Origin of the sequence: Pseudomonas fluorescens (assembly GCF_001708445.1) — a bacterium.
Classification (GTDB): domain Bacteria; phylum Pseudomonadota; class Gammaproteobacteria; order Pseudomonadales; family Pseudomonadaceae; genus Aquipseudomonas; species Aquipseudomonas gorinensis.
Window position 1 is genome coordinate 5,086,049 of sequence record NZ_CP015637.1, and the last position, 14,354, is coordinate 5,100,402.

At 59.4% G+C, this 14,354-nt stretch carries 11 protein-coding genes and 2 pseudogenes; 5 read left to right on the forward strand and 8 right to left on the reverse strand.

Annotated features, from left to right (window positions below; genetic code table 11):
• Window positions 1-2 precede the first annotated feature (2 nt).
• The 7 genes from A7317_RS22560 to acs all read right to left on the reverse strand — a co-directional run bounded on the left by A7317_RS22560 (window position 3) and on the right by acs (window position 7,974).
• Window positions 3-983, reverse strand: coding sequence for a GlxA family transcriptional regulator (locus A7317_RS22560; RefSeq protein WP_024077010.1), 981 nt, complete (start codon window positions 981-983; stop codon window positions 3-5).
• A 217-nt stretch (window positions 984-1,200) separates the two neighbouring features.
• Window positions 1,201-1,965, reverse strand: a complete 765-nt coding sequence (locus tag A7317_RS22565; protein WP_003214336.1) for an ABC transporter ATP-binding protein — start codon at window positions 1,963-1,965, stop codon at window positions 1,201-1,203.
• Between the two features lie 27 nt (window positions 1,966-1,992).
• Window positions 1,993-3,105 (reverse strand): succinylglutamate desuccinylase/aspartoacylase family protein, encoded by a 1,113-nt coding sequence (locus tag A7317_RS22570; RefSeq protein WP_024077011.1) that lies wholly within the window; start codon window positions 3,103-3,105, stop codon window positions 1,993-1,995.
• Window position 3,106: 1 nt separating this feature from the next.
• Entirely contained in the window at window positions 3,107-3,805 is a 699-nt protein-coding gene (locus tag A7317_RS22575) for an ABC transporter permease (protein ID WP_024077012.1), read from the reverse strand.
• Entirely contained in the window at window positions 3,802-4,491 is a 690-nt protein-coding gene (locus tag A7317_RS22580) for an ABC transporter permease (protein WP_024077013.1), read from the reverse strand. Before A7317_RS22580 ends, A7317_RS22575 begins: the two co-directional genes overlap by 4 nt.
• Window positions 4,492-4,582: 91 nt before the next feature.
• Entirely contained in the window at window positions 4,583-5,368 is a 786-nt protein-coding gene (locus A7317_RS22585) for an ABC transporter substrate-binding protein (RefSeq protein ID WP_024077014.1), read from the reverse strand.
• Window positions 5,369-6,018: 650 nt separating this feature from the next.
• Window positions 6,019-7,974: an acetate--CoA ligase gene (gene acs / locus A7317_RS22590; RefSeq protein WP_024077015.1), complete on the reverse strand. Its 1,956-nt coding sequence runs from the start codon at window positions 7,972-7,974 to the stop codon at window positions 6,019-6,021.
• A 395-nt stretch (window positions 7,975-8,369) separates the two neighbouring features.
• Between acs and A7317_RS22595 the strand changes: the two genes are divergently transcribed.
• From A7317_RS22595 to A7317_RS22605, 4 genes and pseudogenes are all read left to right on the forward strand, one after another.
• Window positions 8,370-8,639, forward strand: coding sequence for a DUF2790 domain-containing protein (locus A7317_RS22595; RefSeq protein ID WP_069076866.1), 270 nt, complete (start codon window positions 8,370-8,372; stop codon window positions 8,637-8,639).
• 583 nt (window positions 8,640-9,222) lie between these two features.
• Window positions 9,223-10,550: pseudogene (locus A7317_RS22600) on the forward strand (ribonucleotide-diphosphate reductase subunit beta).
• Between the two features lie 95 nt (window positions 10,551-10,645).
• A pseudogene (locus A7317_RS30255) lies at window positions 10,646-10,900 on the forward strand (HNH endonuclease); the annotation flags it as partial.
• 73 nt (window positions 10,901-10,973) lie between these two features.
• Complete coding sequence (locus A7317_RS22605) at window positions 10,974-11,621, forward strand: HAD-IB family hydrolase (protein WP_069076867.1); 648 nt, start codon at window positions 10,974-10,976, stop codon at window positions 11,619-11,621.
• Between the two features lie 116 nt (window positions 11,622-11,737).
• On the opposite strand, the gene A7317_RS22610 is transcribed toward A7317_RS22605, so the two are convergent.
• On the reverse strand, window positions 11,738-12,697 hold the full coding sequence (locus A7317_RS22610; protein WP_069076868.1) for a LysR family transcriptional regulator: 960 nt from the start codon (window positions 12,695-12,697) through the stop codon (window positions 11,738-11,740).
• Window positions 12,698-12,890: 193 nt separating this feature from the next.
• On the opposite strand from A7317_RS22610, the gene argH reads away from it, so the two are divergent.
• Entirely contained in the window at window positions 12,891-14,318 is a 1,428-nt protein-coding gene (argH, locus tag A7317_RS22615; RefSeq protein ID WP_069076869.1) for an argininosuccinate lyase, read from the forward strand.
• Window positions 14,319-14,354: the final 36 nt, after the last annotated feature.

Genomic DNA, 14,354 nt, shown 5'->3' on the forward strand with positions numbered 1-14,354 from the left:
GATCAGCCGCGCTCGGACGGTACCGACGACAACTCGAAAGGGCTGCTGCTGCGCCGTTGGTTGCGGTCTTCGCGAGGGGTGGCGCCGAAGAAGTTGCGGTAGGCGCTGGAGAAATGCGGCCCCGAGGAGAAGCCGCAGGACAGGCCGATCTGGATGATCGACTTGCTGGTTTGCATCAACATCTGGCGGGCCTTGTTCAGGCGCAGTTCCAGGTAGTACTGGCTGGGGACGCGGTTGAGATATTGTTTGAAGATCCGCTCCAGTTGTCGTCGCGACACGCACACATGCTGGGCGATTTCATCAGTGGTCAACGGCTCTTCGATATTGGCTTCCATCAGCAACACCGCCTGGGTCAGCTTCGGATGGCTGGAACCCAGGCGGTTTTGCAACGGGATACGCTGGCGCTCGCCACCTTCGCGAATGCGCTCCACCACCAGTTCTTCGGAGACCGCACCGGCCAGCTCGGCGCCGTGGTCGCGGGCCAGTACCGCCAACAGCAAGTCAAGCACCGACATGCCACCGCAGGCGGTCAGGCGATCACGGTCCCAGTCGAACAGATGGCTGGTGGCGATGACCTTGGGGAAGCGCTCGGCGAAATCGTCCTGCCAGCGCCAGTGCACGGCGGCACGGTAGCCATCGAGCAGGCCCAGTTGCGCCAACGGGTAAACGCCGGCCGACAAGCCACCGATCACGCAACCGGCGCGAACGAGCTGCTTGAGCGCGGTGCTCAGTTGCGACGCGATCACGGTCGGCGGTTCGTCCGCCAGCAGGAACAGCTTCTGGAAGCCTTCGAGCTTGCCGGCCCACGGCTCGCCTGGCAATTGCCAGGCACCCTGGGTTGGCGGCTCGGCCAGCAGAAACGAGAGTTCGTAGACCACCTCCGGATGCACCCGTTGAGCAACGCGCAAAGCCTCCTCAGCCAGCGCAAGCGTGAGTGCTTTTGTGCTGGGCCAAATCAGGAAACCAATTTTGTGGGCGGTCATGGAGTGCTATCCGAAGCCTGTAACAGTAATAAAGACAAAGGCCAATGCTAGCCCGTAAACCAACACAAAGCTCAAAAACGATAAAGACCTGCTTTCCTGTAGGAGCGAGCTTGCTCGCGAAAAACCTGAGAACCCCACGGGGTATCAGGCTTCCCGCGTTACCGTTGACGATCTTCGCGAGCAAGCTCGCTCCTACAGGGGGGAGCAGCGGCCTTGATTATTTCAAGCTGCCGGACAAGAACTGCTGCAACCGCTCGGACTGCGGGTTGACCAGTACTTCCCGCGGGTTGCCGCGCTCTTCCACGATGCCTTTGTGCAAGAACACCAACTGGTTCGACACTTCACGGGCAAAGCCCATTTCGTGAGTGACCACCACCATGGTGCGGCCTTCCTGGGCCAGGTCCTGCATCACCTTGAGCACTTCGCCCACCAGTTCCGGGTCCAGCGCCGAGGTGGGTTCGTCGAACAGCATCACCTCCGGCTCCATCGCCAGGGCACGGGCAATCGCCACGCGCTGCTGCTCACCGCCAGACATATGGCCAGGGAACGCATCCTTACGATGGCCCACGCCCACCTTGGCCAGGTAATGCTCGGCCTTTTCGCGGGCGTCTTTTTTCGACATGCCCAGCACATGCACCGGGGCTTCCATCACATTTTCAAGCGCTGTCATGTGCGACCACAGGTTGAAATGCTGGAACACCATCGACAGGCGCGAACGCATGCGTTGCAGTTGCTTGGGGTCGGCGGCCTTCATGGCGCCGTCCTTGTTGGCCACCAGTTTCAGCTCTTCGTTATTGAGCAGGATCTTGCCGGCGTGGGGTTGCTCCAGCAGGTTGATGCAGCGCAAAAAGGTACTTTTGCCCGAACCACTGGAACCGATGATGCTGATCACATCACCGGCCGCGGCGGCCAGGGACACGCCTTTGAGCACTTCATGACTGCCATAGCGTTTATGCAGGTCTTGGACTTCAAGTTTGTACATGCGGTCGGTTCTCACAAAAACAGGTGGTCAGTCGTTGAGCAAGCGCCCGTGACGCAGCGCTTCGCGCCCCGCCACCTTGGCCAGCCAGAAACCCGCTTGGGCATAACGTAGCCGTTCAACGGCAAACAACACCCCCGAGGTGCCCGCGCAGATCGTGCTCACGCGGTCTTCCAGGGGATCAATCACTTCAAAAATCGGCTCGCCCTTCTCGATCCAGTCCCCGGCTTTACGCAGGTAACTGATCACCCCGGCGTGGGGCGCGAACAGCAATTCGGTGCCTTCGAAGGGCACGCCTTCGCACGGTTCGTGTTGCGGCGCCGGCCATTCGCCCTGGATCAGGCCTTGTTCGGCGAGAAACGCGAGGATGCCTTCGGCGTGGAAGATCGCCTCGTCACGCCCCGTGTCCGCCTGGCCGCCCAACTCCAGGGTGGTCGCCAGGCAGGCCAGCGGGATCTGCGCCTCGGGGAAGGCACGAGACAAGCGCAACCACGGCAACGAGCAGGCTTCATCAAACGAGCTGCCACCGGAATCTTCCGCGAGCAAACCGACTTTCACATTCAAGTGCGCCGACAACGAACGCCACTGCGGCCAGTGCTGGGGCAGCGCGTACATGTGCAGCGCGGCTTCGGCGTCGCAGTGCAGGTCGAGGACGATGTCGGCGGTGCAGGCGTGGCCGAGCAGGATGCGCTGCATGCCTTGCAACTGGCTGCTCGGATCAGGCAAGGCGTTGAGCGCATCGGTCATCGCCTGGCGAATCATGCGCACATTGGCGTGAGGATCATCCCCCAGCCTACCTGTGAGCAACTCCGCCACCGGCTCGCTCAACTCAACGAAATCGCGGTTGAAATTCTTGCCGCTGCCCACCTCGAAACGGCCCTGGTGGCTGCCTTGTAACAGTTGGCCCAAGCCCATCGGGTTGGCCACCGGCACCAGCTCGATCACGCCGTTCAAGGCACCTTGCCGTTCCAGTTCGGTGAGGCGTTTTTTCAGCTCCCAGGCCGCACGCATGCCGGGCAACTCATCGGCGTGCAGGCTGGCCTGGATATAGGCCTTGCGCTCGCCGCCGCCGAAACGGAATACGCTCAGTTGGCGCTCGCAACCCAGGTGACCCCAGGGCAACAGGTGATCGATGCGTTCCATATCAGTGCTTCCGTGGAGCCAGGTAGCTCAGCCAGCGGCGCTCGGCCAACTTGAACAGGCGCACCAGGATAAAGGTCAGGCACAGGTAGAACGCGCCAGCGGTGATATAGGCTTCGAACGGCAGGTAGTACTGCGCGTTCACCGTGCGTGCGGCACCGGTGATGTCGATCAGGGTGACGATGGATGCCAGGCTGGTGGTCTGCAGCATCATGATCACTTCGTTGCTGTACTGCGGCAGTGCGCGGCGCAGGGCCGATGGCAACAGGATGCGGCGGTACAGCTTGTAGCGCGACATGCCCATGGCCTTGGCCGCTTCAATCTCGCCATTCGGAGTGGCCTTGAGGCTACCGGCAATGATTTCGGCCGTGTAGGCACTGGTGTTGATTGCAAAGGCCAGGCACGCGCAGAAGGTGGCGCTGGACAGCAGCGGCCACAGGAAGCTCTCGCGTACGGCTTCGAATTGGGCCAGCCCGTAGTAGATCAAGAACAGCTGCACCAGCATCGGCGTGCCGCGGATCACGTAGGTGTAGAGCCAGGCAATGCCGTTGACAATCGGCTGCTTGGACACACGCATCAAGCCCAGGGGCAAGGCGGCGAGCAGGCCGAAGAACAGCGACAAAGCCAGCAATTTCAGGGTGGTCACCAGGCCGCCGAGGTACAGCGGCATGGCCTCCCAGATGACGTTGTAGTCGAAGATCATAGATCAGCCGCCCTTACGCCTACCGAGTAGCGCTTCTCAAGATGACGCAAGGCCAGCAACGACACGCTGGTGATCACCAGGTACATCGCCGCCACTGCGAGGAAGAAGGTAAAAGGCTCGCGGGTGGCATCTGCCGCCTGCTTGGCCTTGAACATCATGTCTTGCAGGCCCACCACCGAAATCAGCGCGGTGGCCTTGGTGAGTACCAGCCAGTTGTTGGTAAACCCGGGGATCGCCAGCCGGATCATCTGCGGCACCATCACCCGGAAAAACACCTGGAAGCTGCTCATGCCATACGCAAGGCCGGCTTCGGCCTGGCCCTTGGGGATGGCCATGAAGGCGCCACGGAAGGTTTCCGAGAGGTAGGCGCCAAAGATGAAACCCAGGGTGCCGATACCGGCGGCCAAGGGGTTCAAGTCGATATAGTCGTCATAGCCGAGCAACGGCGCGACGCGGTTAAGCAAGTCCTGGCCGCCGTAGAAAATCAGCAGGATCAGCACCAGGTCGGGGATCCCGCGGATCACCGTGGAGTACAAGTCACCCAGCCAGGCCAACCAGCGCACCGGCGACAGGCGTAACGCGACCCCGATCAGACCCAGAACAATGGCCAAGGCCATGGACGACAAGGCGAGCTGAAGCGTCAACCATGCGCCATCGAGGATGACGGCCCCGTAGCCTTTCAACATGATTCAGGTCCTCGAAAAGGGGGATGAAAAAATGGCGCAAACCGCAGGAATTCTGTTGCTTGCGCCATTTCGGACAGACAGCTGCGATGAATTACTTGGCGTCAGCGCCGTAAATATCGAAGTCGAAGTACTTGTCCTGGATTTGCTTGTACTTGCCATTGGCGCGGATCGCGGCAATAGCGGCGTTGATGCGCTCCAGGTTTTCCTTGTCACCCTTGCGTACGGCAATACCTACGCCGTCGCCGAAGTATTTGACGTCGGTGAAGGCTGGGCCCACGAACGCGTAGCCTTTGCCGGCGTCAGTCTTCAGGAAGCCGTCCTGCAGCAGGGTCGCGTCGGCCACGGTACCGTCGAGGCGACCGGCAGCCACGTCCAGGTAGATTTCGTTCTGGGTGCCGTAAGGAACGATGGTGGCGCCTTTAGGCTCCAGGACTTCCTTGGCGAAACGGTCATGGATCGAACCGCGCTGCACACCGATCTTCTTGCCTTTGAGTTCAACCAGGCTGTCGCTGACCGCAGTGCCTTCCTTCAACACCAGGCGCGCTGGGGTCAGGTAGTAGCGGTTGGTGAAGTCCACGGACTTCTTGCGGTCTTCGGTGATGGACATGGACGACAGGATCGCGTCGATCTTGCGCACTTTCAGCGCCGGGATCAGGCCGTCGAACTCCTGCTCGACCCAGGTGCACTTGACCTTCATCTCTTCGCACAGGGCGTTGCCGATGTCGTAGTCAAAACCGACGATGCTGCCATCCGGCGCCTTCGAGGCAAACGGAGGGTAAGCCGCTTCGATACCAATTTTCAGAGGCTTGCCTTCAGCGAAAGCCTGCATGGACAGCACGGACAGCGCCAGGGCGCCCAACAGCACGAGTTTCTTCATCTTGGGACTCCATCGGTATAGGGCAAAACAGCAGTATGAGCCATGGCCCACGATGCGACTGAGTGAAACCGAATAGCGGTGCTGCGTCCTACGCGGGCTACACCTGCGACGACGAGCGAGTGATCGGCATTCTAACGACAGGCCGGAAGCCGATATTTCCTCAATGCGACAACAATTTACAGAAGCACCGAGAAAGCGGTTCCAGCACATTGACAGCCTCTGAATTTTATGCAGAGGCAAAAGACATTAAACCTATTGATACTGCAAATTGCGGGCCTATTATTCGCAAACCCTTCTGGCACGGCAAGTCTGGCGTTTAATCTTATTTCTGGGGGTGTCTAAAACGCGGTTTTTCAGGGCATGAGCGTAGCCCTTTGCCTCATGTTCGAGCATAGGGTTACACATTTAGAGGTGACAGTAACATTCAGAAACGTCCTACCAGGGAAACCGATATTTATTTGACTGGTGGAGATCCAAATGTGGGAGGGGGCTTGCTCCCGATAGCGGTAGTCAGTCACTTATTTGTGAGCTGACCCGGCGCTATCGGGGGCAAGCCCCCTCCCACATGGGATCCTCAGTGGTTTTGAGAGACCACAAAAAAAGCCCCACTCGGCATGCACCGAATGGGGCTCTTTCCCACCTACCCCGCGTTACGCGGCGTTCATGGTCTTGTGCGTCTCGATCAAATGCGCCACCACACTCGGATCAGCCAAGGTGGAAATATCCCCCAGCCCGTCGTACTCGGCCGTGGCGATCTTGCGCAGGATACGCCGCATGATCTTGCCCGAGCGCGTCTTCGGCAAGCCCGGTGCCCACTGGATCACATCCGGCGAAGCGATCGGGCCGATTTCCTTGCGGACCCAGTTCTTCAGCTCCAGACGCAGCGCTTCGTTCGGCTCTTCGCCGTTTTTCAGCGTGACGTAGACATAGATACCCTGGCCCTTGATGTCGTGCGGCACACCCACCACCGCCGCTTCCGCGACTTTCGGGTGGGCAACCATGGCACTTTCGATCTCGGCGGTGCCCATGCGGTGGCCAGACACGTTCAACACGTCATCCACACGGCCGGTGATCCACCAGTAACCATCTTCATCGCGACGGGCACCGTCACCCGTGAAGTACATGCCACGGAAGGTCTTGAAGTACGTGTCGACGAAACGGTCATGGTCGCCGTACAGGGTACGGGCCTGGCCTGGCCACGAGTCGAGAATCACCAGGTTGCCTTCGGCAGGACCTTCGATGATGTTGCCCAGGTTGTCCACCAAGGCCGGTACCACGCCGAAGAACGGCCGTGCCGCCGAACCCGGCTTGAGCGCATGGGCGCCTGGCAGCGGGCTCATCAGGGTGGCGCCGGTTTCGGTCTGCCACCAGGTATCGACGATCGGGCAACGGGATTGACCCACGTTCTTGTAGTACCAGTCCCACGCTTCCGGGTTAATCGGCTCACCCACCGAACCGAGCAGGCGCAGGCTGCTGCCATCGGCGCCTTCGCAGGCGGCGGTGCCGGAGGCCATCATTGCGCGGATCGCGGTCGGTGCGGTGTAGAGGATATTGACCTTGTGCTTGTCGACGATCTTCGCCACCCGGGTGATATCCGGGTAGTTCGGCACGCCTTCGAACAGCAGCGTGGTCGCGCCATTGGCCAGCGGGCCGTAGACGATATAGGTGTGGCCAGTGACCCAACCGACGTCGGCGGTGCACCAGAAGATTTCGCCTGGGCGGTAGTCGAACACGCGCTCGTGGGTCAGGGCCGCATACAACAGGTAGCCGCCGGTGGTGTGCTGCACGCCTTTAGGCTTGCCGGTGGAGCCGGAGGTATAAAGGATGAACAGCGCTTCTTCGGCCCCCATCTCTTTTGGCGCGCACACGGTGCCCGCAACTTTCATCAGGTCTTCGTACCAGATGTCGCGATGCTGGTTCCACTTGATGCTGCCATTGGTGCGCTTGCACACAATGACTTTCTGGATGCTGCTGGTTTCCGGGTTGGTCAGCGCGTCGTCGACGTTGGCCTTCAGCGGAATTTTCTTACCGGCGCGGATGCCTTCGTCAGCAGTGATCACCACTTTCGACTTACAGTCGATGATGCGACCGGCCAGGGCCTCCGGCGAGAAGCCACCAAACACCACCGAGTGGATCGCCCCGATGCGGGCACAGGCCAGCATGGCGACCACCGCTTCAGGGATCATTGGCATATAGATAGTCACCACGTCGCCGCGGTGCACATCCTGGCCACGCAGGGCGTTGGCGAACTTGCAGACTTCTTCATGCAGCTCGCGATAGGTGATGGTGCGGCTCTCGGCAGGGTCATCGCCCTCCCAGATGATCGCTGCCTGGTCGCCACGCTCGGCGAGGTGACGGTCCAGGCAGTTGTAGGAAACGTTCAGGGTGCCATCAGCGAACCACTTGATGTCGACATGGTGATCGTCAAAAGAGGTCTGCTTCACCGCGGTGAAAGGCTTGACCCAGTCAAGGCGCTTGGCTTGCTCACGCCAGAAACCATCGGGGTTGACCACCGACTGCTGGTACATGGCCTTGTAGGTCGCCTCGTCGGTCAGCGTGTTGGCGACTGTTTCGGGGCGAACGGGGTACAGGGAAGCCGCACTCATCTTTCTTACCTCGGTGACATAGTTGTTGTTGTATGGCCCAGTTGTAGCCGGGGTGGGCCTATAGAACCATTCGACGATGGTAGTAACAAGACCCTACAAATTGCCCTGCTATCCCTCTACGGGCCTCTGGCCCGCGGCCTGCGTGGCTTGGCTGCCTGATGAAAAAACCTTTACCACGGGATTGTTACAAAAACCGCCAATAGTGTTTATCAAAAGCACGGGTATATGAATATAACCTGCGGGCCTAAAATCAACTCCGCCAACAAGGCACTGTGATTAACAACGTAACAGCCCCCACGAAGGCACGTTAATCCGAACTTACCAACCCTAAGTTACACACGTGGCCTCACAAAGGCCCCGTGACCCCTTTCGCCCTGAAGAAGGTAAATAGAGAAATGAAAGCTTTATTAGTTATGGCCCTCAGCAGCTTGTGCGCCACCGCCGCCCTGGCCGATGAGGCCCCGACTGAGCTGGCCGGCCAGAAAGCCCCGATTGTCGAGGACTACACCTACAGCACCAAACTGGACGTGGCCAAAGTATTGTCCATGAGCACCATTCCAGAAGTTTGCGAAGTGGTACCGGTAAAAATGGAATATGAAGATTCCCAAGGTCAGCGCCACATTCTTAATTACAAGGTTATGGGCAATGGTTGCTCTAACGGATAAACACTTCGTTAGTTCAATTTGAACTTGATCTTGTTTGCCGCAAGAAATCGTTCTTGCGGCCAAGAACCGGCCTTTGACCCCCCGCAGACCAAATGTGGGAGGGGGCTTACCCCCGATAGCGTCAGCCGACGCACCTCTATTACGCTATTACCCCCTACGCCCCGCCCCCCCTGCATCCGCCCCGCAAAAAGCCACTCATCGCCCCTCAAAAAAAACCAACCCCAGCAAAGCCTTGCAAACACACGCTTTGGCCGAAAACCACGCCATTGCGGCCCTCCTCCGAGACCATCCGCCGCAACACAAAGTCGAATTTTTCCCTATAATGCGCGGGTAAATCGGGCCTGCAATATCCCTTTACACTGGGATGAAGAGCCAGACCTGAGCCTGCGCTGGAGCATGCACCTGTCGCTCCGCCTCTCAAGCCTCACGCAGAGCACCCGTGACCCTATTCCGTTTAATGCCTGCGCCAGCGGTTGCAACAAACGATTCCTTAAGATCCACCGCGGCCCGAGGGTCGTGTGAACACCCAACCATCCGGTTTCACACGGGCACCTTTGAGCCCTCACGCAGGAGACGACACGTCATGCTGAGCTGGGACGAATTCGACAAAGAAGAAGACGGCGAAGTAGCCACCAAAGGCGCCAACGCCGGCCACGCCACCGAAGCCAACATGGACCGCCTCGACGGTGCCGGCGCCGCTGCCGCCATCGAAGCCCGCGCCGTCACCGCCAGTGACTCGAAGCCAACATGGACCGCCTCGACGGTGCCGGCGCCGCTGCCGCCATCGAAGCCCGCGCCGTCACCGCCAGTGACTCCGCCGCCATCGTGCGCGCCAAGGCGGCCCTGGACAAACTCGACGTCGCCGAAGGCCTCGCCGAACTCGAAGGCGCTTCCGCCCGCGTCGCCGTTGACGAAAAACGCATGATCAACTGCCGCGCCGACCTCAACCAACTCGTGCCCTTCAAGTACGACTGGGCCTGGCAGAAGTACCTCGACGGCTGCGCCAACCACTGGATGCCGCAAGAGGTCAACATGACCGCCGACATCGCCCTGTGGAAAAACCCCGAAGGCCTGACCGACGACGAGCGCCGCATCGTCATGCGCAACCTCGGCTTCTTCTCCACTGCCGATTCGTTGGTCGCGAACAACCTGGTCCTGGCCGTGTACCGCCTGATCACCAACCCGGAGTGCCGCCAGTACATCCTGCGCCAGGCCTTCGAAGAAGCGATCCACACCCACGCTTACCAGTACTGCATCGAATCGTTGGCCATGGATGAAGGCGAGATCTTCAACATGTACCACGAGATCCCATCGGTGGCGAAAAAAGCCGCCTGGGGCCTGAAGTACACCCGTTCGATCTCCGATCCGAAGTTCGAAACCGGCACCGTCGACACCGACAAGGAACTGCTGCGCAACCTGGTCGCCTACTACTGCGTGCTGGAAGGCATCTTCTTCTACTGCGGCTTCACCCAGATCCTGTCCATGGGCCGCCGCAACAAAATGACCGGCGTCGCCGAGCAGTTCCAATACATCCTGCGCGACGAGTCGATGCACCTGAACTTCGGTATCGATGTGATCAACCAGATCAAAATCGAAAACCCACATTTGTGGGATGCCGAGATGAAGGAAGAAGCGACCCAGATGATCCTGCAAGGGACGCAGCTGGAGATCGAATATGCGCGCGATACCATGCCGCGCGGTGTGCTGGGTATGAACGCGGCGATGATGGAGGATTACCTCAAGTTCATCGCTAACCGTCGCCTGTCGCAGATTGGTTTGAAGGAAGAGTATCCAGGGACGACGAATCCGTTCCCGTGGATGAGCGAGATTATGGATTTGAAGAAAGAGAAGAACTTCTTTGAGACCCGGGTGATTGAGTATCAGACGGGTGGTGCGTTGAGCTGGGATTGATTCCTTAACACAGCAACACCAAGAAGCCCTGACTTGTTCGGGGCTTTTTTATGCGAGTTCACTGACGCGGAGCTTGCAGCTGCGGTCGAGCCCTAAAAGTCCGCGCCTGGGTACTGAAAGAAGCCAAGGGCATCTGCGAAGGCTGCGGCTCTAACGCGCCGTTCGAGGTCGACGGCTTGCCATTTCTTGAAGTACATCACGTCAAGCACCTCGCCCAGAAGGGTTCGGATCGCATCACCAATGCTGTAGCCTTGTGCCCCAATTGCCATCAGCGTTGTCACCGGTCGACTGACCGGGAGGCTTTCACCGAGGGGCTTTACGCCAAGGTCGGAAGATTGGCACGGGAGTAAACTCCTGCTGTCACACCTGATGCACACTCAAAAAAATACTAGATAGGACCGAGGCCAACCCGTGAACCCAGACATGCTCGAAGCCGGCCCCGCTGACGCCAAAGTACTTTCCGTCTTTGACTTCGACGGCACCCTGACCCACCACGACAGTTTCGTGCCCTTCCTCAAGTTTGCCTTTGGCCCTGGCGAGTTTTATGGCCGGATGGTCAAGCTGGCGGTGCCTGGGCTGCGTTTTTTGGTGCGGCAGATCAGCCGGGATGAGTTGAAGGCGCAGTTGATCCGCACCTTTATGACCGGGGTGGAGAAGGCGTGGGTGCAGCAGAAGGCCGAGGAGTATTGCCAACGCAATTGGGCGCGGTTGATGCGCCCGGCGGGGGTGTTGTCGGTGGAGCATGAGTTGGGCTCCGGGGCGGAGGTCACGTTGTGTTCAGCGTCGCCGGCGTTGGTGCTGCAGCCGTTTGCGAATCGGCTGGGGATCAAGTTGATCGGGACTGAGCTTGAGGTGGTCGACGGGGTGTTGACCGGCAAGCTCACCGGGAATAATTGCCGCTGTGAGAATAAGGTGCTGCGGCTCGAGGCGGTGTATGGGGACCTGGGGGAGTATCGGCTGCGGGCCTGGGGCGATACACGCGGGGATCGGGAGCTGCTGGCGGCGGCGCAGGATGCGCATTTTCGGCATTTTCATGCGAAGAAGAAAAAGCGGGCTCGGTTGCAGCGGTGATGCGGGTAATGGGGATCGGCTGGAACACCGAGTCGATGCCATCGGTGCCTCGCTAAAGCTCGAGACCTCCCACATTTGATTTCTGTGATCCGGTAGATCGGCGTTTGTCGTGAACGTTATGTCGTGGCTTTGAGGTCTACGCCCAGGGCGGTGGCAAAGGCTTTTACCAGCGGACTTCTTGGCGCGTTGTGGCGCAGGATCAGGTTGAAGACGGTGCTCAGGTGCACGTGTTCCGGGCACAGTGCGCGTAGGCGCCCTTCCCTTACCAATGGCGCGGCGTAGTGTTCCGGCAGGAAGCCGAGGAAACGACCGGTGAGGATCAGGATAGCGACGGCTTCGACTTGCGAGGCCGAGGCGGACTGGCTGTCGTAATTGACGAAGGTGGCCTTGTCGCGATGGATCGCATACCGATGGTTGACCACTTCATATTGGCGCAGCACCTCGGGCGTAATGTCGTTCGCGGTGAAGAGCGGATGTCCTACGGCACAGTAGGCGTGGGCCTTTTCTTCGTAGAGCGGGAAGTAGTCGAACTCTTCGCGGCGCTGGTACACGGGGACGATGCCGACAATCAAGCGCCCTTCCACCACACCGCGTTCAACTTCGTCCAATTGCGAGGCATGCAGGCGTAATCTTATTTTTGGTGATTGGCTATGTAAGTTGCCAAGCGCGGCAATCAGCGGTGAATTAACGTCGGAGACAGTGTTATCAATAACGCCCACACTAAGGTCGCCGATGAGTTCATTTTGCGCCGAACTAAGCTTGTCTCTGAAACTGTCTACCGAGGTAAATAACTCGATGGACGCTTGATACACCAACTTGCCTTCTTCGGTCAGCCCGAAGCCTTCTCGGCCCCGTGTGCACAGGCGCATGCCGATGCGGATTTCCAAGTCGGAGATCTGTTTGCTGATGGCCGCCAGGCCCACGTTCAGCTCGTTTTGCGCAGCGCTGAAGCCGCCAGCTTCGACCACGGCCATAAATACCCGCAGCAGTTTGAAATCCAAACCACTGAGTTGCAGGGGCGGTCTTGTGCCGGGTTTTGGCGGTAGGTTTCCAGAAGTGGAAAGTGGAGTTTCCATAATACGCGTTGACCTCAAGTGCCATATTCAACAGGCTTCAACCCAATCCTTGAACATAGCCAGGCGGCGATAATGAACATAAACATCCGCCCTTGGCAACCTTGAATACGGCGCGTCAGACGCCGGTTCAGTTTAGTTGAAAACCTTTTTTTACTGCCTCCGACTCTTCTAAAAACAAGCGTGAGGAATACCCATGTCCCAGCCCACCGACCGCCTTTGGGGCGCTCGTTTCAAGACCGGTCCGTCTGCTGCGTTGGCCGCATTGTCCCGTTGCCCTGAGCGCTATTTTCGCCTGACGCCCTACGACCTGGCCGGCTCCCGTGCCCATGCCCGTGAGTTGCAGCGCGCCGGTCTGCTGGATGAATCGGAGACCTTGCGCACCCTCGAGGCCCTGGACCGCATCGGTGAAGACTTCGCCGCCGGCCGCCTGCATCCCACCCTGGATGACGAGGACGTACACACCTTTATCGAACGCGTCTTGACCGAACGCCTGGGCGCATTGGGCGGCAAGCTGCGCGCGGGGCGTTCGCGTAATGATCAAACCGCCAACGATTTGCGCCTTTTCCTACGCGACCATGCGCGCACCATCACCACCGAGGTGTTGGGTCTGCAGCAGGCGTTGGTGGAACAGGCTGAGCAGCATGTCGAGAGCATCTGCCCCGGCTTTACCCATTTGCAGCAGGCGCAACCCATCGTGTTCGCCCATCACTTGCTGGCCCACGCGCAGTCGATGTTGCGCGATGTCCAGCGCCTGGTGGATTGGGATGCGCGTACGGCGTTGTCACCGTTGGGTGCGGCGGCGATGGCCGGCTCGGCGATTGCGCGACAGCCGGAACATTCAGCCAAGGAAATGGGCTACACCGGGCCGTGCGAAAACTCGATCGATGCCGTCGCCAGTCGCGACCATGTGGCGGAGTTCCTGTTTGTGGCGGGCATGCTCGGAGTGAATATTTCACGGCTGTCGGAGGAGTTTTGCCTGTGGTCGTCGCGCCAGTTTCGTTGGGTGGTATTGGACGATGCCTACGCCACCGGCAGTTCGATCATGCCGCAGAAAAAGAACCCGGACATTGCTGAATTGGCCCGGGGCAAGGCTGGGCGGTTGATTGGCAACCTGACCGGGCTGATGTCGACGCTCAAATCCTTGCCGCTGTCGTACAACCGCGATTTGAGCGAGGACAAACACAGCGTGTTGGACAGTGTGGACACCTTGTTGCTGGTACTGCCGGCGATGGCCGGGATGGTCGCGACCATGAAGGTCCAGGTGGAGGAGCTGCGGCGCCAGGCGCCGATGGGCTTTACCTTGGCGACGGAAGTGGCGGATTGGTTGGCCACCCGTGGCGTGCCGTTCAAGGAGGCCCATGAGATTACCGGCGCCTTGGTGCAGGCCTGCGAGAAGCATGAGATTGAGTTGTGGGAAGCCTCGCCGGCAATGCTGGCGGAGGTGGATGCGCGGTTGACGCCAGAGGTGCGCGATTGCCTGACCCTGGAAGCGGCGATTGCGGCACGCAGTGGATGGGGTGGGACGGCGCCAGAGCGGGTGCGGGAGCAGATTGGGCGGTTGAAAACGGCATTGGCTGCTCAGCAGCAATGGGCCGACACCTACACCGGTTTCAGAATTTGAACACCTTCACCTTGTAGGAGCGAGCTCGCTCGCGAA